At 35.0% G+C, this 22210-nt stretch carries 21 protein-coding genes and 1 other RNA gene; 12 read left to right on the plus strand and 10 right to left on the minus strand.

Translation table 11 applies throughout. The features are described 5' to 3' along the window. Nucleotides 1–19 precede the first annotated feature (19 nt). From accC to MR054_RS14425, 4 genes are all read left to right on the plus strand, one after another. The gene (accC, locus tag MR054_RS14410) at nucleotides 20–1462 is read left to right on the plus strand and encodes an acetyl-CoA carboxylase biotin carboxylase subunit (RefSeq protein ID WP_242087291.1); all 1443 of its coding nucleotides are present in this window, start codon (nucleotides 20–22) and stop codon (nucleotides 1460–1462) included. Nucleotides 1463–1464: 2 nt separating this feature from the next. Continuing rightward, entirely contained in the window at nucleotides 1465–3015 is a 1551-nt protein-coding gene (locus MR054_RS14415; protein ID WP_242158505.1) for an acyl-CoA carboxylase subunit beta, read from the plus strand. A 64-nt stretch (nucleotides 3016–3079) separates the two neighbouring features. Next, on the plus strand, nucleotides 3080–4351 hold the full coding sequence (locus MR054_RS14420; protein WP_242158506.1) for an NRAMP family divalent metal transporter: 1272 nt from the start codon (nucleotides 3080–3082) through the stop codon (nucleotides 4349–4351). 16 nt (nucleotides 4352–4367) lie between these two features. Then, nucleotides 4368–4778, plus strand: a complete 411-nt coding sequence (locus tag MR054_RS14425) for a hypothetical protein (protein ID WP_242158508.1) — start codon at nucleotides 4368–4370, stop codon at nucleotides 4776–4778. A 47-nt stretch (nucleotides 4779–4825) separates the two neighbouring features. Here MR054_RS14425 and MR054_RS14430 read toward each other — a convergent pair whose 3' ends face one another. From MR054_RS14430 to MR054_RS14455, 6 genes are all read right to left on the minus strand, one after another. Then, on the minus strand, nucleotides 4826–5911 hold the full coding sequence (locus tag MR054_RS14430) for an amidohydrolase family protein (protein ID WP_242158509.1): 1086 nt from the start codon (nucleotides 5909–5911) through the stop codon (nucleotides 4826–4828). Nucleotides 5912–6321: 410 nt separating this feature from the next. Continuing rightward, entirely contained in the window at nucleotides 6322–6870 is a 549-nt protein-coding gene (locus tag MR054_RS14435) for a 1-acyl-sn-glycerol-3-phosphate acyltransferase (RefSeq protein WP_242087301.1), read from the minus strand. A 1-nt stretch (nucleotide 6871) separates the two neighbouring features. Beyond that, a complete protein-coding gene (locus MR054_RS14440) occupies nucleotides 6872–7957 on the minus strand; it encodes an iron-containing alcohol dehydrogenase family protein (protein ID WP_242158510.1) in 1086 nt (361 codons plus the stop codon). A gap of 108 nt (nucleotides 7958–8065) precedes the next feature. Further along, on the minus strand, nucleotides 8066–8770 hold the full coding sequence (locus tag MR054_RS14445; RefSeq protein WP_242158511.1) for an HAD family hydrolase: 705 nt from the start codon (nucleotides 8768–8770) through the stop codon (nucleotides 8066–8068). A gap of 33 nt (nucleotides 8771–8803) precedes the next feature. Continuing rightward, nucleotides 8804–9532: a 3-deoxy-manno-octulosonate cytidylyltransferase gene (gene kdsB, locus MR054_RS14450; RefSeq protein ID WP_242158512.1), complete on the minus strand. Its 729-nt coding sequence runs from the start codon at nucleotides 9530–9532 to the stop codon at nucleotides 8804–8806. Nucleotides 9533–9693: 161 nt separating this feature from the next. Continuing rightward, nucleotides 9694–11118, minus strand: a complete 1425-nt coding sequence (locus MR054_RS14455; protein ID WP_242087308.1) for an ATP-dependent DNA helicase — start codon at nucleotides 11116–11118, stop codon at nucleotides 9694–9696. 125 nt (nucleotides 11119–11243) lie between these two features. Here MR054_RS14455 and MR054_RS14460 point away from each other — a divergent pair, with 125 nt between their 5' ends. From MR054_RS14460 to MR054_RS14480, 5 genes are all read left to right on the plus strand, one after another. Further along, nucleotides 11244–11972 carry a hypothetical protein gene (locus MR054_RS14460; RefSeq protein ID WP_242087310.1) on the plus strand — a complete coding sequence of 243 codons (729 nt, stop codon included), beginning with the start codon at nucleotides 11244–11246 and terminating at the stop codon, nucleotides 11970–11972. After that, entirely contained in the window at nucleotides 11959–12774 is an 816-nt protein-coding gene (locus MR054_RS14465; RefSeq protein WP_242158513.1) for a DUF3822 family protein, read from the plus strand. Before MR054_RS14460 ends, MR054_RS14465 begins: the two co-directional genes overlap by 14 nt. Beyond that, on the plus strand, nucleotides 12774–13319 hold the full coding sequence (gene rsmD / locus MR054_RS14470) for a 16S rRNA (guanine(966)-N(2))-methyltransferase RsmD (protein WP_242158514.1): 546 nt from the start codon (nucleotides 12774–12776) through the stop codon (nucleotides 13317–13319). The genes MR054_RS14465 and rsmD overlap by 1 nt, the downstream gene beginning before the upstream one ends. Before the next feature lie 170 nt (nucleotides 13320–13489). Continuing rightward, a complete protein-coding gene (locus MR054_RS14475) occupies nucleotides 13490–14407 on the plus strand; it encodes a nuclear transport factor 2 family protein (RefSeq protein WP_242158515.1) in 918 nt (305 codons plus the stop codon). Nucleotides 14408–14414: 7 nt separating this feature from the next. After that, on the plus strand, nucleotides 14415–15161 hold the full coding sequence (locus MR054_RS14480; protein WP_242158516.1) for a hypothetical protein: 747 nt from the start codon (nucleotides 14415–14417) through the stop codon (nucleotides 15159–15161). 52 nt (nucleotides 15162–15213) lie between these two features. On the opposite strand, the gene rnpB is transcribed toward MR054_RS14480, so the two are convergent. Next, nucleotides 15214–15533, minus strand: an RNA gene (rnpB, locus tag MR054_RS14485) — RNase P RNA component class A. A gap of 123 nt (nucleotides 15534–15656) precedes the next feature. On the opposite strand from rnpB, the gene MR054_RS14490 reads away from it, so the two are divergent. From MR054_RS14490 to MR054_RS14500, 3 genes are read left to right on the plus strand one after another with little or no spacing between them, the layout of a single operon-like run. Beyond that, nucleotides 15657–17390 (plus strand): DNA polymerase III subunit gamma/tau, encoded by a 1734-nt coding sequence (locus tag MR054_RS14490; RefSeq protein WP_242158517.1) that lies wholly within the window; start codon nucleotides 15657–15659, stop codon nucleotides 17388–17390. Nucleotides 17391–17409: 19 nt separating this feature from the next. After that, nucleotides 17410–17970, plus strand: a complete 561-nt coding sequence (locus MR054_RS14495; RefSeq protein ID WP_242158518.1) for a hypothetical protein — start codon at nucleotides 17410–17412, stop codon at nucleotides 17968–17970. A gap of 2 nt (nucleotides 17971–17972) precedes the next feature. Next, nucleotides 17973–18554 (plus strand): MiaE family protein, encoded by a 582-nt coding sequence (locus MR054_RS14500; RefSeq protein WP_242158519.1) that lies wholly within the window; start codon nucleotides 17973–17975, stop codon nucleotides 18552–18554. Here MR054_RS14500 and MR054_RS14505 read toward each other — a convergent pair. The 3 genes from MR054_RS14505 to ppk1 form a co-directional block, all read right to left on the minus strand. Next, a complete protein-coding gene (locus MR054_RS14505) occupies nucleotides 18551–19081 on the minus strand; it encodes a porin family protein (protein WP_242158520.1) in 531 nt (176 codons plus the stop codon). The genes MR054_RS14500 and MR054_RS14505 overlap by 4 nt on opposite strands. 98 nt (nucleotides 19082–19179) lie before the next feature. Then, the gene (locus tag MR054_RS14510; RefSeq protein WP_242087327.1) at nucleotides 19180–20085 is read right to left on the minus strand and encodes a Ppx/GppA phosphatase family protein; all 906 of its coding nucleotides are present in this window, start codon (nucleotides 20083–20085) and stop codon (nucleotides 19180–19182) included. Nucleotide 20086: 1 nt separating this feature from the next. After that, a complete protein-coding gene (gene ppk1, locus MR054_RS14515) occupies nucleotides 20087–22150 on the minus strand; it encodes a polyphosphate kinase 1 (protein WP_242158521.1) in 2064 nt (687 codons plus the stop codon). Between the last annotated feature and the right edge of the window lie 60 nt (nucleotides 22151–22210).

Genomic DNA, 22210 nt, shown 5'->3' on the forward strand with positions numbered 1-22210 from the left:
CTTAAATAAAGTCATCAACATGGATAAGATATTAGTAGCAAATAGAGGTGAAATCGCTATTAGGATTATGCAAACCGCCAAAAAAATGAATATTAAAACGGTTGCCATATATTCTGCTATTGATAGGAATTCGCCCCATGTAAAATTTGCAGATGAAGCCGTTTGTGTCGGTGAGGCACCATCCATATCATCCTATTTAAATGCCAAAAAGATTATTGAAGTGGCTAAAAATTTAAATGTGGATGCCATTCATCCCGGCTATGGATTCTTAAGTGAAAATGCCTCTTTTGCCAGGCTTTGTGAAGCCAATGCCATAATTTTTATAGGTCCAAAATCCGAGGCCATTAAAACTATGGGTAATAAACTTGCAGCGAAAGAAGCCGTAAAACAATATAACATCCCAATGGTTCCAGGAATAGATGAAGCCTTGACAGATGTTGCTAAGGCAAAAGACATAGCGAATAATATTGGGTATCCTGTTCTAATTAAAGCCTCTGCCGGAGGGGGTGGTAAAGGCATGCGTATTGTAGAAACGGAAAGTGATTTAGAGTCACAAATGAATCGAGCCATAAGCGAGGCTACTTCAGCTTTTGGCGATGGTTCGGTTTTTATAGAAAAATATGTACGTTCACCACGCCATATTGAGATTCAAATTATGGCAGATAGTCATGGGAATATTTTACACTTTTTTGAACGCGAATGCAGTATTCAACGCCGACATCAAAAAGTAATTGAAGAGGCTCCCTCTTCTGTTTTGAATCCCGTACTCAGAAAAAATATGGGTGAAGCAGCCATTAAAGTAGCTCAATCCTGTAATTATTTGGGAGCAGGTACCGTTGAGTTTCTTTTGGATGCCGATCATAATTTTTATTTTTTAGAAATGAATACGCGCTTACAGGTGGAACACCCTGTTACCGAACTTATTTCAGGCGTGGATTTGGTTGAACTCCAAATAAGAGTGGCCAGGGGTGAAAGACTACCAATACGACAAGACGATTTAAAAATTAATGGCCATGCTCTCGAATTGCGCGTTTATGCTGAAGATCCGCTAAATGATTTTTTACCTAGCGTTGGCCATTTGAAGTCCTATAGTTTACCGACTGGTAAAGGGATTCGTGTGGATAATGGATTTGAACAAGGCATGGACATACCAATATATTACGATCCCTTACTTTCAAAATTAATTACTTTTGGACAAACAAGGGAAGAGGCTATTCAAATCATGTTAATGGCAATAGAGAATTATCATATTGAAGGGGTAGAAACCACTTTGCCTTTTGGTAAATTTGTTTGTGAGCATGAGGCCTTTAAAACAGGTCATTTCGATACTCATTTCGTACAACAGTTTTTCTTGCCGGAGCAACTTCAGCAAAATGCTCGGAATGAAGCTAAATTAGCAGCTTTAATAGCAGTCAGATTATACAAAGAAGATCAAAAGATTTTACGTTTACCTAATATCTAAATATGGATTCCAAGGACAAAAAAATATCTAGACTAAATACATTAGTTACACAAGCAAAGCTGGGAGGTGGACAAAGTCGTATTGATAAGCAGCACGAGAAAAAAAAATTAACAGCAAGGGAACGCATTGATTATTTAATGGATGAAAATTCATTTGAGGAAATTGGCCTGCTGGTTACCCACAGAACCACCGATTTTGGAATGCAAGATCAAATCTATTATGGTGATGGCGTTATTACAGGATATGGAACAATACATGGGCGTTTGGTTTATATATATGCCCAAGATTTTACCGTTTTTGGTGGATCGCTTTCGGAAACCCACGCTGAAAAGATTTGTAAAATTATGGATATGGCAGTAAAAGTAGGTGCTCCTATCATTGGACTTAACGATTCCGGAGGGGCACGTATCCAGGAAGGTGTTCGATCGCTTGGTGGCTATGCGGATATATTTTACAGAAATGTTCAAGCTTCAGGGGTCATTCCACAAATATCGGCTATCATGGGACCTTGTGCCGGTGGAGCTGTTTACTCTCCTGCAATTACAGATTTCATAATAATGGTAGAAAACACCAGTTACATGTTTGTAACAGGTCCCAATGTGGTTAAGACGGTTACCAATGAAGAAGTAACCAGTGAAGCCTTAGGTGGTGCACAAACCCATGCTATAAAATCTGGTGTGGCGCACCTAACATCTTCAAATGATGTTGAATGTCTTGAAGACATTAAGAGATTATTAAGCTATATCCCCCAGAACAATACGGAAACAGCACTACCCATAGAAGTCACATTACAGGATGAAATAAGAAATGAGTTATCCGATGTTGTTCCGGACAACCCGAATAAACCTTATGATATGCATGAAGTAATATCTGGTATCATAGATACAGATTCCTTCTTTGAAATCCATAAGCACTATGGGGAGAGTATTATTGTTGGATTTGCCCGACTGGGAGGACAAAGTATAGGTATAATTGCAAACCAACCCATTTCCTTTGCTGGTGTTTTAGGTGTTAAAAGTTCCAAAAAAGCTGCACGATTCACGCGGTTTTGTGACTGCTTTAATATCCCTCTTTTAGTATTAGTTGATGTGCCAGGGTTTTTACCAGGTACGGATCAAGAGTGGAATGGTATTATTGTAAATGGAGCTAAACTACTCTATGCACTAAGTGAGGCAACAGTACCTCGAGTAACGGTCATTACAAGAAAGGCCTATGGTGGTGCATACGATGTAATGAACTCTAAACATATTGGAGCTGATTTCAATTTTGCATGGCCAGGAGCTGAAATAGCAGTTATGGGTGCTAAAGGTGCTAGTGAAATCATTTTTAAAAATGAAATTGCCCAAGCCGAAAATCCACAGGACAAAATAATTGAAAAAGAAAAAGAATATGCAGAAAAATTTGCAAACCCCTATGAGGCGGCCAAACGTGGTTTTATTGATGAGGTTATACTTCCTAAAAATACCAGACGAAAATTATTGAAAGCTTTTGCCGTACTTAAAACAAAAAAAGAGAATTTACCTAATCGCAAACATGGTAACATACCCTTATAATAATAATCCTGTTTCTTAATCAGTGAAGATATCTAAATAATCACCTAAACACGAATATACTTTTATGAGTTGGGAAAAAGTTAAAAAAACACTCGGTCCGGGAATCTTATTTGCCAGTACAGCAATTGGCGTTTCTCATTTGATCCAAAGTACCCGAGCCGGTGCTAATTTTGGATTTGGTCTATTAATATTTATTATTGCCGCAAATGTCTTAAAGTATCCTTTTTTTGAATTTAGCGCTCGTTATGCCAATGCAACCGGTCAATCCTTGATTGATGGTTATAAAAAACTAGGTAATTATGCCATTTGGCTCTATTTTATTATTACACTTTGTTCTATGTTTTTTGTAAGTGCGGCTGTGGTTATGGTAACAGCTGGCTTTATGGATAACCTTTTTGGATTATCCGGTCTCTGGAATAATTTTTCGTTATTTCCTGTAGCCTTAGTTTTTCTTGTTTCCGTTGGAATTTTGATCTCGGGTAAATTTAACTTATTGGATAGTCTTATTAAAATCATAGGTATGACACTGTTGATTTCTACTCTTGTTGTATTTGTAATGACATTAATGAAAGGGCCGACAGAACCTATAGCAAATTTTAAGCCACCTGGTATTTTTGAAGATTCAAGTTTACTTTTTATCATTGCACTAATGGGATGGATGCCTATTGCGGTGGATATGTCAACATGGGTAAGTTTATGGACCGTAGAAAAAATTAAATCGACCAACTATCACCCTAGCCTCAAGGAATCTTTACTCGATTTTAATTTAGGTTACTGGATATCGGCATTTCTGTCCATTTGTTTTGTAACTTTAGGCGCATATTTAATTTATGGTACAGGCAAGTCCTTACCAACCGGTAGTGTAGGGTTTGCAGATAGTGTCATACAACTTTACACTTCGACCATGGGAAACTGGAGTTATCTTATTATAGCAACGGCATCGTTTTCTATCATGTTTGGTACCTGTATAGGGGCTTTTGATGGCTATGCCAGAACCTTACATCGTACCACCGCCATTTTATTTAGAGGCATAGAAAACCAAGAAAACGGTTCGCGCAAAATTTATATTATTTCATTAATTATTTTGGCTATTGGCTCCTTTATGGTCAATGCCTTTTTTTCTGGACAGTTTAAAATCCTTATTGACCTAGCTACGACGATTTCTTTTTTAATAGCGCCCTTAGTAGCCATTGCCAACTTTAAACTAGTCGGTAAAAAGTATATATCCCAATCCTTTTTACCAGGAAGATTAATGCGGTTACTAAGTTATTTGGGTATTATATTCCTAACAGGTTTTGCCCTTTTTTACATTTATGTTATGTTTATCAAAAACTAAGTTAAATTAGTGCAATATGAAATCACACTTTGAACTTACAGATCAAGAATTTGAAAAACAATTTGCTTTGTGTAATTTAGATCCTTCTTTATTTAACCATGAGGCCCATTTACGGCTGGCTTGGCTACATATTAGCAATTACGGGCTAATACAAGCCGAACAAAACATCATAAATCAACTGAAAGCTTTCGTTGAGTCCCTAAATGAAAAAGACAAATATAATACCACCTTAACGATCGCAGCTATTAAAATGGTATATCATTTTATGTGCAAGTCAAATTCAGATAATTTTAAGAACTTTATCATGGAATTTCCAAGATTGAACTCCAATTTTAAGGAACTTGTGGCATCCCATTACGGATTCGATATTTTTAATTCCCAGATTGCTAAAGAGCACTACCTTACACCGGATTTAAAACCCTTTTAATAGTAAATTCTTTAGTCCATTGTGCAACTTAACTATTTATTTTTGAATTACTTCGGAAATAAACTTTTATCCAAACCCGGTACAATACGAAGCGCATTTTTATAGTACACTTTTTTTAGAACTTCATCGGGTAAATTCATCCCATACATGGCCCAGAAGGCATGATATTTTTTATGATATGGAAAATATTCATCATCACTTTCCAAGATTCTAAAATACGTTGGAAATTCTTCAGGTTTCCAACTGTCCTTACCAAATAATATTCTATCCTGATATTTTATAAAAAAAGCTCTTGCAAACCGTGGTTGTCTTCCCAATTCTGCAATGATAGCAGCAATGCCAACATTCATGTTGGGAATTTCATCCAGCAACTCACCCAATCTTCCTAAGTTGTTGGCTAACCACCCCATATGTGCATTGATAAAAGTAGTTTTAGGATGTTTTTTGAATAAATGGTGCTGCTCTGCAATAATTTGTTCCCAGGGTGCTGGATTATCATCACTGCGCTTGCGTCTGGGATGTGTTTTCAATTCTAACCATCTCTCATTATTAGCATCGAAGTCATCCCAAAATGGCTTTGGGTCTGCGGCATGTATTAATACAGGAATTCCAAGCTCACCACAAGTATCCCATATAGGAGCCAGACGTTCATCATCTATGGCCAGGCGGTTCCCATCTACATCCTTATTATACATGCCCAAACTTTTATAAACCTTAAGTCCTTTGGCTCCGTGATTAACATCTTCCCTTAGTTGAGCAATGGTTTTTTCAATCCAGCCAGGTGCTCCGGCCCCATTAAAGTCGATGTTTGCAAACACAACAAACCTGTCGGGGTAATTCCTATTAATATTATTTACCGCTTGTTGTAACACCGCACCGGAACGACCACTTAGATTTACCATAATCGCCATATTCAAAGTATCCATGGCAGCGATAACAGGGGCTAAATCCTGGTTAGCCATTTGGTATTGATGCCCATGTACATCTATAAAAGGAAATTTAGCTTTATTAATAACTTTTCCGGGGATCACCAATGTGGATTTTGGATTATATTCTACAAAAGTAAGATCCTGTGCCAATAAGGATGACGTTATAAAAATGGTTATAACTACAAATAATTTTGATATTTTCATTTCAATTGTGATTTTAATTGCTCATAAAAATAAACATCTCTATTTATAAGCAGAGCAATTTAAGAAGGGTTTAACAAGTGACTCAAAAATTAGTAAATATCCGCCAAAATATGTGATGGTTTTTGATTAACCTGCAAAAGAGATTATTGTGGTTATGGGCGTTATAATCTTTTCTTGAAATCGAACGCAATTTTCTGGAATTCTGCCCTCCTTGAGAATTCATCCATTTCAAAAAATGATTATCCTTTGACTGAGATACCTGAATTACAAAAAAAAAAGCTACTTCATTTGGAAGCAGCTTTACTTTTTTATAGTATATGTTTCTTTTTAGGGACAAATATTGTTTACTTTATGTTTCATGTACTATAGATAAATATATTGCAATATCCATACCAACCTCACAAAGTTTTTCATGAATATTCAGGAATTTTCCCTTTAACCCCTTTAAAAAAATTATGAATAAATTCAAAATCAGCCTCAACATCATCTGAGGGATAAAATGGTGCTGATATATGGTTTTGCTTATTTTCAAAATCAAGCGTAAACATTATTATGGGAACCTTCGCCTCTTTTGCAATGTAATAAAAACCGGTACGCCATTTTGACACCTTTTTTCGAGTTCCTTCAGGGGCCAAAGCCATTCTAAATTCGTTGGTTTCCTGAAATAACTTTGCAATGGCCTTTACTTTATTCTCTTTGGCTTGCCTATCTATTGGCGCACCTCCAAGTCGTCTTAGAAACCATCCCAAGGGAAATACAAAAAGTTCCTTTTTACCTATAAAATTCACTTTAATATCTAAGACGGCTCTTAAAAGAATTCCAATATAAAAGTCGTGCCAACTGGTATGAGGAGCCCCAATGAGAACCGCTTTTTTAACACTATGTTTTGAAAAATTTGTGTTACCGACAACTTTCCATCCCAATATTTTAAAATAAATAAGTTTGGCAAGCCATTTCATGTTACATTTTTAAATACAATGATTTAAGTTGTTTCGAACTTATTCTTTTTTTCCAATTTTTACCAAGTGCATTTTCCCAAAGTGGTTCTAAACCCAAAGCAATATTTATCATAGCATTCATTTCCTCTTCACTTAATTGAGCACAAATTCCCTGAGGTAGTTCAATGTTATGTTTCATTTTCATTTTCTTAAAGAGTTGAACACCTTCGGGATAAAACTCTTCCAGATGATCAAAAACAACACAATTACCTATCCCATGCTTTGTTCCCAATACATAAGACAATCCATAACTCATAGCATGGGCAATACCAACTTGTGAATATACGATGCTCATCCCACCATGCCAAGAAGCCATCATTAATTTGTCTTCTGTTTCCTCTTTACTTAATGCCGAATTATTTAAAAATACTTCCTGACACAAATTAAAGGCCATATCCCCATATGTTTTACTAAAGGCATTTAAATACGTGCCTTTAAGAGACTCAATAGAGTGAATGAAACAGTCCATTCCTGTGTAAAACCATTGATCGCAGGGAACGTCTTTGGTAAGTTCCGGGTCCAAAACAACCTGATCAAAAGGCGTAAAATCTGAATTAATACCTAATTTCTTATCAGGACCTGTTAGAACTGTTGTTCTGGACACTTCGGCACCAGTACCCGATAGTGTTGGTATTCCCACATGGTATAAACCCGGATTCTTAACCAGATCCCAACCTTGATATAACCTAGTCTCCCCTTCATTTGTTAACATAATGGAAACAGCCTTTGCCAAATCCAAAACACTACCCCCTCCTATACCTATAATTCCCGAAGGTCGCGCCTTTGTACTCAAAATAATTTCTTCGACCAATGTATCTACCTGTGATGTCTTCGGTTCTTCTTTTGTAGAAATATAGATTATTCTGTCGTCATAAGACAACGATATGCGAGATGTGAGCCATGAATTACTTTTAAAGACATCATCTACCAAATAGATAAACGGTGCGGCACTACTTAATCGTTTTGGGGAAATGATTTCACTTAATTGATTGAAACTACCTCTGCCAAAAATGACTCTTGGCACCATTGGAAAGTTTTTATAATTCATTTAATTCGGTTTCTTTCTACAAAAATGTAAAAATAGTTTTTATATAATTTTTATCAGAATAATGTCAATACTTTTTTAACACCCCTGTGTTTAGGTTGTTTCTTGGTACTAATTCAATAACTTTAAAACATCTTTTAAACTTTTTAAAGTCCTATAGGCTTTGCCATTGGTTTCCGAAACGGAAACCATTTCGTGTGCCCAGGTTGTATGAAAGGGAATATGTATGGCATGAGCTTTTATGTTCACCAATGGTAAGATATCTGACTTTAATGAATTCCCAATCATTAAAAATTCTGAGGGTTCTATATCCAAATGGCTTAAAAGCTTTGAATAATTTGCTTCCCTTTTATCACTTAAAACTTCAATGTGATGGAAATAATTGGTTAAACCGGATTTTATGAGTTTTCGCTCTTGATCCAATAGATCCCCTTTAGTTGCTAATATTAATCTGTATTTTTTTGATAATACTTTTAGTACTTCTTCGACGCCATCCAACAGTTCCACTGGTTTGCTAAGCATTTTCTTTCCAATGCTTAAAATGGCTTGAATGGTGGCTGTGTCAACATTGTAATTAGATAATTCTAAGGCAGTTTCAACCATGGACAGTACAAAAGCCTTAATTCCATAACCGTACAATTCTAGATTTTTAATTTCTACCTTAAATAACTCTTGGTCTATTTTATTGAGAGTTTCATAATCAGATAGCAATAAAGCAAATTCAGCTTCGGCTTCCCTAAAATAAGTTTCATTTACCCAAAGCGTGTCATCCGCATCAAAACCAATAACTTTTATATTCTCATAATTCTTATTCACACTTCAAATTTTAACATTAAAAAAATAATTTGTTTATTTCCAAAGTTTTTTTGCACGCTCTAAATCTTCCGGAGTATCTATTTCCACACCTTGAACAGATGTTTCAACCATTTTTATTCGTTTACCATATTCCAGATACCGGATACATTCAATTTTTTCTGAAGCCTCAAGGGTCAACATTGGAAGACGATAAAAATCAAGTATAGCCTCCTTTCTAAATGCATAAACGCCTTTGTGTTTGTAATATTTTACTTCTGCACTGGCATCTCTGGAATAAGGTATTACACTTCTAGAAAAGTAAAGGGCAAAATTATTTTGGTCCACAATAACTTTAACTGTATTAGGGTCTTTGATCTCCTCTACATCAATAATCCTTACCATAAGTGAGGCTAAATCAACCTCCCTATCCACATCATTTTTAAACACATCAATTAATTTTCCCAGAGATTCCTTTTCGGTAAAAGGTTCATCACCCTGAACATTAATAACAATATCAATATCCATATCTTCAACTGCTTCTGCAATTCTATCACTGCCACACTCGTGCTCTCTTTTGCTCATTAAGGCTTTACCTCCATGCGTTACAATTTCATTAAAAATAATGGTGCTATCGGTAACGACATAGACATCATCGAATAATTTTGTCGCAAGAGTCGCCTCATAGGTTCGCAGTATTACCGATTTTCCACCTAGGTCCTGCATGAGTTTACCCGGGAAACGCGATGCAGCATAACGTGCAGGTATCATTGATATTATTTTCATGTGTTTAACTATTTTGACTTTGAGGGCATTAACTGCCTATATCATTCCAGAATATGATTTATTTATTTCGACTGGTTTAAAGAACTTTCAATGATTTTCGTTTCATCCCTTGATGTTTTAACAATTAATCTTTGCTTCAAAAATAGTATAATTACTTCTATTTATTCCTCAAAAAAATCATCATTAAAACCAATAAGATACAATTTATTTTGGGCTCTGGTAACTGCTGTATACAACCAGCGCAAATATTCCTTATCTATGCCATTAATTAAATACGGTTGTTCCACAAATACAGTATTCCATTGGCCCCCCTGTGATTTATGACAAGTAATGGCGTATGAAAACTTAACTTGTAAGGCATTAAAATGTTTGTTTCCTTTTATCTTTAAAAACTTTTTATAATTGCTTGTTTCATTTTCGAAATCCTTCATGACTTCTTGATAGAGTCTGTTCGAATCCTCATAGGATAGTGAAGGTGTTTCAGCCTCAATGGTATTTAATAGTAATACGGTCTCAAAAGGGCGCATTCTTGGATAATCGACCATACGAATTTTAACTTCAGCAAACCGAAAACCATAGAGTTCTTCAATTTTAAAAATTTCCAATACTTCAATGATATCGCCATTTGCAATAAATCCAGCTTCTGATGTTGGCTTTATCCAAAAATAATTATTCTTTACGACCATTAAATAGTCCCCTGTTGAGAGTTCATGGTCATTAAAAAGAATTCGGCTCCTTATTTGTTGATTGTATAAATTGGCTCGTTTATTACTTCTTACAATGATGGTGGTTTCTTCATTTCCAAGAATACTATAGGCCTCGTTAATGGCATCCATTATTTCATGTCCATCCAATAGTCTGACAATATCGGTATGGGTACCTAACTTAAATTTAAAAGATTCATAAAACGAAGATTCTAAAACTTCTCGTAAGCGGGTAGCGTTTTCAAGTATTCCTGATGTTTCTTCTTGACGAACCACTTCATCAAGTTCCATTTTTACAATGGTTTTATTGTAGTTTATACTCAGCATATTATCATTTAATGCCGGACTAAGGTCTAATTTAACTGGTGGTAATTGGGCCGTATCACCGATAAGCAATAGTTTGCATTGGTGTCCAGAATAAACAAACTGCATCAAATCGTCCAACAAAGATCCATTTTCAAAAAGTTTGGATTCTCCTGGAGTATCTGAAATCATTGAAGCTTCATCAACTATAAAAATGGTGCTTTTATACTTGTTGGGTTGCAAAACGAATTTAATACCACCCCCCTTTTCTTTTCTGGGAAAATAGATTTTTTTATGAATGGTAAAGGCCTCCTTACCGGAATAATTAGAAATTACTTTGGCGGCTCTTCCTGTAGGAGCCATTAAAACTGCACTTCTTTTGGCTTTCCATAAATGAGTAACCACAGTACTTATTATAGTTGTCTTACCAGTTCCAGCATATCCCTTAAGTACATATAGTCCATTTGGATCTTTACTGAAAATAAATTCCGATAATTGTTGCAATACAAGGTCCTGTTTTAAAGTTGGTAAGAACGGGAATTGATTTTTTAAAAGTGAATAAAACTCAGTTGAGGTCATTTAAAATGGGCTACAAATAATAAATATCCCAAAGATAGAAATGATTTTTAGTCGCAATGGCTTTTACGATTAAAAAAAAATTGTAGATTTGCTAAAACCGTAAATTTAAATTTAATACTCCAGAGATGATTTTATACATTGTTCTTGCGATTCTTGTTACTATTGGGTTAGTATGGTTAATTGATAAGTTTATCCCCTCAAAACTTAGGCCAGTTGTAATGATTGTTTTATGGGTTGTTATAGGATTTTTAGCTTATAATACATTTATGTCCGTTTACAAACCCATTCAGTTCAATCAGATAAAGAATAAGCGTTATGCCCAGGTTATTAAAAGTCTTATTGATATCAGGGATGCGCAATTAGCCCATAAGCAAGTTACCGGTAGATTTGCCAATAATTTTGACAATTTGGTTAGTTTTATTGATACCGCTCAATTTACCATTACCCAAAGACGTGACACTAGTGTTTTGGATGTTGAAATGACAAAGCGATTTGGTGGAGTTGAAACATTTAAAGATGAAGTAATAATTGACACCTTAGGCTTTGTATCTGTAAAAGACTCATTATTTGGCAGTGATAACCGTTATAAAACTATGATGAATGTTCCTGTTGGACAAGATGGTGCCAAATTTGAATTAAAAGCTGGATTTTTAGATCAAAACGATATTAAAATCCCTGTTTTTGAAGCTTCTGTTAAAAAGGCAGTAATTTTAAATGACCAAGATAAAGATCTTGTAAATCAAGAAAATCAAGTAGTTTCTGTAGAAGCTGTTAATGGAGATGCGATTAAAGTGGGTTCAATGGAGGAAGTGAACACAAATGGAAACTGGCCTAAAACCTATGGTGCCGATTAACAAAAAGCTACACAAAAATACAAATCATAAATTGTCCATTCAAATAAGTTTGAGTGGACTTTCTTTTTGTATTCTGGATAGTGATAAAAAGGTCATAACCTCATTAAAGCAAATTGAATTTGATAAAAAACTAAATCCTTTAGAAGTTTTAGATTATCTAAAAGAGACTTTCAGGGTTGACCAGGCATTAAATCAATCCTTTGGCTCGGTTTGTGTATTACATACCAATGAACTTTCTACATTAGTTTCAAAAGACTTATTCGATGAAAATGCTTTAGCTGATTATTTAAAATTTAATTCCAAAATATTAAAAACAGATTTCATTGCTTACGACACCATTAATGACATGGTTAATGTTTATGTCCCTTATGTGAATATTAATAACTTTGTTTACGATACCTTCGGTGCCTTTACTTACAAACATTTTTCCACTGTCCTTTTAGAAAATATTCTCTTTATGGAAAAAAAGGGGAAATCAACAATGGTGTATGTGCATGTCGGTCTCAACCATTTTGAAATTGTCGTTGTTGATCAAGGAAAACTGATACTTTATAACACCTTTGAATACCATAACAAGGAAGATTTTATTTACTATATTTTATTCACTTATGAACAACTGGAGTTAAACCCAGAACAGCATCAATTATTATTGTTGGGAGACCTTTCTAGAGATAGCGACTTATATCACATTTGTTATAAATATGTGAGACATGTTGATTTTGGTGCACCTCCAAATAATTACAAGTTTACGGAAGAACCTTCACAAAATCACTCGGATTTTGTCATCTTAAATAGCTTTTAATGCGTATTATTTCAGGACAATATAAAAGTAGGAAAATAAAAGCACCTAAAACCTTGCCTGTGCGCCCAACCACAGACATGGCAAAGGAATCTCTATTTAATATCATTAATAACTATTATTATTTCGACGACATTTCAGTATTAGATCTTTTTGCAGGGACCGGTAATATAAGTTATGAATTTGCCTCCAGAGGCACACAAGCCATTACTTGTGTTGACCAAGATTTTGGATGTATAAAATTTATAACCCAAACCGCAAAAGAATTTGATATGCCTATTGAAACGATTAAAAGTGATGTTTTTAAATTTTTAGAAACGATTTCCATTCAATATGATATTATATTTTCAGACCCTCCATATGGGTTCGATGAGCAACAATTTAACAAAATCCCCCAATTAGTTTTCCATAATAACCTCCTGACCAACCATGGATTGTTAGTTATAGAACATTCTAAACATACCGATTTATCCAAGGCTTTAAATTTTAAATATTCTAAAAGCTATGGTGGTAGTGTTTTCAGTTTTTTTACCAAAACTACCGACTAACTTATTTTTTTAATTCCGTTTTTTTCAGTACATTAGAATTCTCCTTTAGATAGCACACCCAAGGTCTATCACTTACTAAAATTAATTTCTATTTGAACGTTATATTCAAGTAGGTTAATTTTTATTCCTAATTATCTGTGGCAATCAATTATTAACTAAACCAACAACTCATGAAAAAATTCTTTTTTTTAATGCTGGCAGTATTGGCATTCGTTGCCTGCCAGAATGCTCCACAACGCTACTTCGAAAATTCTCCTGAAATTGAAACCGTAAAAGCGGGAATAAAGGCCTATGAATCTCAAGATTGGGAAACCTGGAAAGCTAATTTTTCTGATACGGCCAAAATATTTCATAACTCCACTAAAGGGTTATCTCCTGATGAAACTATGGAAAATTTCAAAAGCATGCTTGCTAATATTGAATCCTATGGTTTTAATGACAACATAAACGAAATCGAAATGATCATAGATCCTAAAGGTAGAACTTGGGTAAACTATTGGAACCATTGGAAAGGAATTACAAAAGTGACCAACAAGGAAATAAATATCCCCGTACACCTCACATTGCAGTTTATTGATGGTAAAATTGTTCAAGAATATGCCTATTATGACACGGCTCCTATTCAAAATGCATTTGAAGAAATTGAGAAAGTTAATTATATGCCCATTGAAGAAAAAGAGGCCAATGCTAAGCTTGATGTTTTCGTGAATGAATTTTTAAATAACAAGAATTCTTCTGTGTTGGCTGATATATTGGCTAAGGACTATGTACGGTATATGAATGATGTAAAGGATTCAGCGAGTCCCGAAGATTTAGTATCCAGTATGAACGTTTTTTTCACGGGATTCCCCGATTTTAAAATAAGCAACCCACAAAGGTCCAGTTTAGCCGGAAACACCATTTTTGTACATTGGGAAATGACGGGAACCAACACTGGAGAATTTAATGGAAGTCCAGCCACGGGAAATAAGGTAAAGATATCTGGACTATCTCGTTTACATTTTAACGGAGAGGGCAAAATAGACGAAGAGAACGTGTATTTCGATCAACTTAATATGATGCAGCAATTAGGAAAAACAATAAACTAAATTTATTATGAAAACATTAAGAAACACATGTATTTTGGTATTTGCCATTTGCTTTACAGGTTATATAGCCATAGCACAAAAATTTTATCGCGTACATCAGGACAATGTAAGACCATCCATGATGTTGGAATATGAAAAGGTAGCCAAAGAATTTAATGAAGCGTGTAAAATGCACAATGTACAAACACAATGGCTAACAACAACCATGGACGGTTTTAAATACCTTTATGTATCTCCTTTGGAAAATTTTGCCCAAATGGATGAGCGTCCCTTTGCGGATATGGCAAAAGCCATGGGCGATGATTTCGGTAAACTCTTTGATAGGTTTGATAAATGTTATGACTCTCATGGAGACTACATCATTGTTCTGGATGAAGAGTTAACCTATATGCCCGAAGGAATTAGTCAGACCCAGGAAGGACAGGATTACAGAAACTATTATTTTATCCATTATACTCCGGAGAACAGCAAAAACCTGAAAGAGGCCATGAAAGGAGTGAAGGACATGTTCGCGTCTAAAGGTTCTAAAAACTATTATAGAATTTACCGAACAGCCTTTGGTGCTATGGATAACTATTATTTGGTAGCCATGTCGAGTAAAGATGATATAGATTCAGCTCAAAAATCTAAAGCAAATCAAGAACTTCTTGGCCCTGAACGCTTTGAAGTGTTTAACAAGGTGTTAAACAATGCTTCAAAAATGTATGAAGTTACGGGTGAAATAAGACGTGATTTAAGTTACGCTCCTAAATAGATCCGGTATTGAAAACTAAAAACAAAGTGCGGTAAAAAACCGCACTATTGTTTTTTAAGGTAAATCTGTAAGCCGAATTCTGTTCTCTTCAGCAGAGCCCTTGTCATTTATCTGAGTGTGTTGTTACCAAAACACTTTAGCTGCCTACCCTCCAGCATTGAGCGTGCAACCCTCGAGCACTGGTTTACATGGCATTTCACCCCATAGAGTTTACCCGATTTCACTACAGCATGACCTGTACATTCTTTCTGTTGCACTATTCCTAACCTTACGGTTGGTGGTTATTAACCACTATGGTGCACTATGGTGTTCGGACTTTCCTCCCCTATGCTGAAATGTTTCAAACATAGAAGCGACAAGGCGATTTACCTCACAACAAAAGTAAATAAATTGTTAATAACTCCAATGAAATTCTGAATTCAGAATTCTGAATTCTGAATTGAATTTTTAACTTTGTTATTCCATGCAAATAATGGCAAATAAAATTTAGGAATATTGGAACATTTTGTGGTATCGGCCCGAAAATATAGACCTCAAACTTTTAAGGATGTGGTTGGACAATATGCTATTACCAATACATTACTGAATGCCATTGAACACAATCATTTAGCTCAAGCACTGCTATTTACCGGACCACGAGGTGTCGGCAAAACCACTTGTGCACGAATTTTGGCTAAAATGATTAATAGCGAAGGAAATGAAAATACTGATGAAGATTTTGCCTTTAATATTTTTGAGTTAGATGCAGCCTCGAACAATTCCGTTGATGATATAAGAAACCTAACCGACCAAGTTCGTATTCCGCCGCAAGTTGGAAAATACAAGGTTTATATTATAGATGAAGTACACATGCTGTCCCAATCAGCGTTTAATGCATTTCTTAAAACCTTGGAAGAGCCTCCTAAACATTGTATTTTTATATTGGCCACAACTGAGAAACACAAGATCATCCCAACCATCTTATCTCGTTGTCAAATTTTTGATTTTAAGCGCATTACCGTTAAAGATACTAAGGAATATCTAAAATACATTGCAGAACAACAAGATATAAATGCAGAAGATGATGCGCTGCACATTATAGCGCAAAAAGCGGATGGTGCTATGCGTGATGCCCTGTCCATTTTTGATCGTGTTGTTAGTTTTTCTGGTAAAAATCTAACCCGAAAGGCGGTAACTGAAAACCTAAATGTATTGGATTATGAGACGTATTTTTCCAGTACGGACTTAATCCTGGAAAACAAAATTCCACAACTGTTACTTCAATTTAATAAAACATTGTCAAAAGGTTTTGACGGTCATCATTATATAGCCGGACTAGCCTCTCATTTTAGGGATTTATTGGTGTGTAAAACCCCAAAGACAATTGAACTTTTGGAAGTAGGTGAACTAACAAAAGAAAAGTATTTAGAACAAGCCCAAAAGGTATCGCAAGAGTTTTTATTAAAAGGAATAGAGCTGGCAAACGACTGTGATCTTAAATATAAATCCAGTAAAAACCAACGTTTGCTAGTGGAATTATGTTTAATGCAGCTTGCCTCTATCACCTTTGATGGAGAAAAAAAAAAGTCTAACTTCTTTATAATTCCTCCAATCCACTTTAAAAAGTTAAATGTTGGGCCCCTTCAAGTGGAAAATGAAGGTGTTAAAAAAAATGATGATTTTATTTCGGAAAATCTGGAAGTTGAAATCTCACAAACCGTTTCTTCAAAAAATGAAATGTCTTCCCCTGTGGTTTTAGAACGTCCCAAAATAACTATTAACAGGGAAAAAAAGTCAACTTCAGGGCTTTCTCTGAGCAGCATTAAAGCCAAAAAAGAGTATCAAATCAAACAGATTGATGTCGTAGTGGACGACGAGAACCTACCAAAAGATCATTTTACTGAAAAAGAACTTATTGCAGTTTGGAACAGGTTTACCAAAGAACTAAAAGATGAAGGTAAGCATAATCTGGCGTCGATTCTATCAATTGACACTCCAAAGGTAAAAGAGACCACTATTTATTTAGAATACCCAAACGAGACCAACAAAAAGGAATTATTGGCCAATCAATACGATATTTTGTCATATGTCAGAAAATCACTGAACAATTATGACATTTATTTAGATATTGCCGTTAATGAACATAAAGAAAAGGAATTTGTGTATACCGCCATTGAAAAGTTCAATAAATTAAAGAAAAAAAATCCCAACATAGAATTATTAAAGAAAACATTTGGATTAGATGTATAGGGTGTTAAAAATAAATCGGATGTTGTTTTTAATACTTATTGTTGCCGCAGTGACGACCTGTTGTGACGGTAGGGATAGAGTATACCAAACCAATACGGAAATTCTCAAAGAGAATAACCTCTTTGAATCATTTTCTCATAAAATAGCATACATCCCTCAATCTTATACTGAAATTAATACCGATACTGTTTTAAATAATAATTTTAGAATAAAAATAAAATACTACACCCTGCCTCAAGACTCCGTTCTCATAAAAAAGACCATACCCCCAAAAACCAATATGTGGTATTATTACCATAATTTTGAAGCAAGGTTGGTCATTTCTAAACAAGGAACTTCAATTTTGGATGTTTTAATAAACAAAGCTCTATTCAAGAATTTTGAAACCGATTGGTTCTGGAAGGAAGCCATTATGCAGTTTTTATGGATAGATTATGAATCCATCACAAAACATAGTGTAAATATCAATGTTTCCTTTTGCATACCTGAATCGACTCGTTGTAAAGATTATGTCTTGACAGTAGACGATTTGGGCGCTCTTAAAATAAATGAAATTAATCTGTCCCTATTAAATATTTAATCATGCTTGGTTTAAAATTACCTACAGACCCAAGATGGGTTAACATTGTTGAAAAAAATATAGAAGAAATTCTTACCGATCATGCCTTTTGTGAACAAAAAGCAACAAGCACAGCTATTTCCCTAATTGTGAGTTTTCCGGAGTACACAGAATTGGTAGAAGAAATGATCGCATTAGTAAAGGAAGAAATAAGCCATTTTAAAATGGTACATGATAAAATTATTGATCGAGGTTGGGTTTTGGGCAGAGACAGAAAAGACCAATACGTTGTTGAATTGGTAAAGTTTTTCCCAAAAGGAGGAAGTAGGACAACCCAATTAATACACCGTTTATTGTATGCGGCCTTAATTGAAGCCAGAAGTTGTGAACGTTTCAGACTACTTTCCGAAGAACTTCAAGATAAGGAATTGGCTGAATTTTACAGAAAGTTAATGGTAAGTGAGGCAAACCACTATACCATGTTTCTGGGTTTTGCCAGACAATATGGCAAAAAACAAGAAGTTGATGCTAAATGGCAACAACTTCTTGATTATGAAGCGCAAATAATGGCTAAACTCGGAACCTCCGAGACCATTCATGGTTAAAATTTATACCCAAATCCAAATTGGATATTTGTATTTCTTCCTTCAAAGGGAACATCATCTTCAAGTACATTTGTAAAACCGTATGTGTAGCGGGCATCTAAAAATAAGGTATGGGATAACTTAAATTCTATACCTCCAACCCCGGAATACACAAAGTTTTTAATACCGTCTTCATGTTCATAGACTTTTATTCCAGCTTGGGGTCCCAAGCCTAAATGAAACTTTTCACTTAACCTGAATTTAAACATTGCAGGTATTTGAATAAAGTCCAGTCTAAAGTCAGTTGCCTTTGACCCTTCAGACGAAAACTGCAACTCCGGTGCGAAAGCCACTGATTTGGATAGGCCAAATTCACCGAAAAAACCAATCATAAGTCCATTTCTGTGTTGATTACTGAATGATGCATCCGGATCGAAGTCCATATTGGATACATTCATACCAGCCCTAACACCATACTTTGTGCTTTGAGAAAAACTATAAAACGCTGAAAAAGTAACCAGTAGGAAAAAAAGTAGTGTTTTTTTCATAATTAATAAATTTGGGTTAATGTTATTACAAACAATTAGGCAACGAATATATATTTTTTTGTTAATAAAAGTATATTTTAAAGGTGAATTGCAAAATTTTACTGTGTATTACTCGAAACAGTATCGTAATATATACTCTTTATAATGCCATCGGCCAATCCAATTTTAGGTACATAAATATACTTGGCCCCACTCCATTTCATGGCAGATAAATAAATTCGTAATGCTGGGATAATAACATCTGCCCTATCCTGATTTAAATCCAATTCGGTAATTCTTTCTTCGTAAGAGTAGGTCTGTAAAGTTTTATAATAGGAGCTTAAATAAAAATAATTCAGTGGTTTACCGAGAGACTTACCTGAAATCTTAAAGATTTTATTAATGTTTCCTCCGGAACCTATAACAGCTATTTTGTCGTAATCCTTAACATGGGCTTTTATCCATTCCTCCAATTCAACCCAAGATTCCTTGACTACCATGTCGTTCAGCAATCTAACAGTACCTATTTTGAAAGATTTTGAACTCACAGGATGTCCTTTGTCAAACACGGTAAACTCGGTGCTACCACCCCCAACATCAACATATAAATACGTTTTGTTAGGGTCTATGTACTTGTGTAAATCTGTTGCCGCTATAATAGCAGCTTCTTCCTCACCATTAATAATGTCTATATTAATACCTGATTCATTTAAAATCCTATTCACTACTTGGCTCCCATTTTTGGATTCCCGCATAGCTGATGTAGCACAAGCTTTGTACTTCACCACTTTATGCGATTGCATTAACAATTTAAAAGCTAACATCGTATCCAACATCCGTTGCGTGTTTTCTTTTGAAATCCTCTGTTTTATAAATACATCAGCTCCCAGGCGAATAGGTACACGTACCAATGAGTTTTTTTTAAACTGAACCGGTCTACCTTTTTGTTCAATGATATTTGCAATAAGAAGTCGAACAGCATTGGAACCAATATCTATCGCTGCATATTTTTTAATTGAAAGCATATTATTCCTTTAGTTTTTTTCGATAATAATCATAGAGTGCAAACTGAGATCTTACTCTTTTTTTATCGTCCACTTTGTACTTGTTATTTTGAGATGCATCCAGCACCCTGGCCTTTACATTATCACTCCAGCTAATGTTAAAATGATCAATGATTTCTTGTTTAATATCCTCATCATAAATAGGGCAACTTACTTCAACCCGGTTATCAATATTCCTGGTCATCCAATCTGCCGACGAAATGTAAATCTTAGGATCACCTCCGTTACCAAAAATATACAATCTGGAATGTTCTAAAAATTTATCAACTACACTTATAACCTCAATGTTCTCGCTCATCCCCTTTATCCCGGGCACTAAGCAGCATAAACCTCTAACGATCATTTGTATTTTTACACCGGCCCTACTGGCTTCATAAAGCTTATCAACCATAACATAACTGGAAATACTATTCAATTTTAGTCTGATAAATCCATTATCATGCGCCCTGGCATTTCCAATTTCATTATCAATCAATTTAAAAACAGAGCTTTTTGTGTAATGAGGAGACGTAATAACATGCTTGTATTTGTATATTTTATAGTTGGTATTAAAGAAATTGAATATTTTATTAATATCTCTCAGGATACTTTGATTAGAAGTAAATAAGGTATGATCTGTATAAATTTTAGCCGTAGATTCATTAAAGTTTCCCGTGCTTATAAATCCGTAACGTTTTATTTTTTTTCCTTCTTCTCGTTCTATAATGCACATTTTGCTATGGACCTTGAGTCCAGTTACCCCAAAAATAAGGTTAACACCTTCATCCTTCATTTGTTGCGCATAATTAATGTTGGCTTCCTCATCAAAACGGGCTTGTAACTCGATAGACACGGTTACCATTTTACCGTTAATTGCTGCGTTTATTAAAGCACTGGCGATATGCGAAATTTCGGCTAATCGATAAATGGTAATTTTTATAGTCTTAACTTTAGGGTCCAAGGCCGCCTCCCTTAAAAACTTTACCACATAGGAAAACGTATGATACGGTGTATAGAGCAAATAATCTTTCTTAGCGATGCCCTCAAACAAACTAGACTCCAAGTCCAGTCCCTGAATAGGTAAGGCTTCTATTTTATCATATAACAAATCCGTGCGCCCCAAGCTCGGAAAGTTCATATAATCGCGTCTGTTATGATATCGGCCTCCAGGAATAATACTATCGGTATCATCTATACCCATTTTAGACATTAAATACCCCAGAGTTTCTTTATCTATAGTTTTGTCATATACAAACCTAACAGGTTCCCCAATTTGCCGATGCTTGACACTTTCAGAAATTTTTTCAACAAAACTTTTACTTAAATCACTATCAAAATCCAATTCCCCGTCCCTGGTAATTTTAATCATATGGGCCGAAATACTTTTATAATGGAAAATACTGAAGATATCCGCCAAAAAGTGTCTGAGCAAATCATCAATCATTATGATAAAATGCTTATTTCCCTGCTTGGGTAAAACCACGAAGCGGTTCATGTTTTTAGGTATTTCAATGAGGGCAAACTGTCTGCTGTCGTCATCCATAACCATTCTAACCGCTAAATAGGCTGCACTATCCTTTAAGTTTGGAATTGAAACCGAGTCATTCAAAATTATAGTTACTAAAGCCTGACTCACCTTTTTAATGAAATAATCACGCAAAAATTCATGCTGATGCGGGTCAATTTGATTTTCATCAATAATATAGATGCCTTCTTTCTCTAAGTCTTGTGTGATGGTTTCAAGAATATCTAAACTTTCACTTTGTTGATCAATTACAATTTTCGTGATAATTTCAAGCAATTCCTTTGCTCTTATGCCTCCCAATTCACTTTTTCCGCCCTTCCCGGCTTCCACGATGCGCTTTACTGTGGCATAGCGTACCTTAAAAAATTCGTCTAAATTGTTTGAAAATATTCCTAAAAACCGTAACCGTTCAATTAATGGGACGGTAACATCCGATGCCTCCTGAAGCACACGTGCATTAAACTGTAACCAACTAATTTCTCTGTTAATATATCTATTTTCAATCGTAGTGGTAGGGACCATGTAAAATTTATTGTATAACAGCAAATATATTGTATTTGAGGCTAAATACTTAAAGAAAAT

The sequence above is a fragment of the Aestuariivivens sediminis genome (assembly GCF_022662105.1).
Classification (GTDB): domain Bacteria; phylum Bacteroidota; class Bacteroidia; order Flavobacteriales; family Flavobacteriaceae; genus Aestuariivivens; species Aestuariivivens sediminis.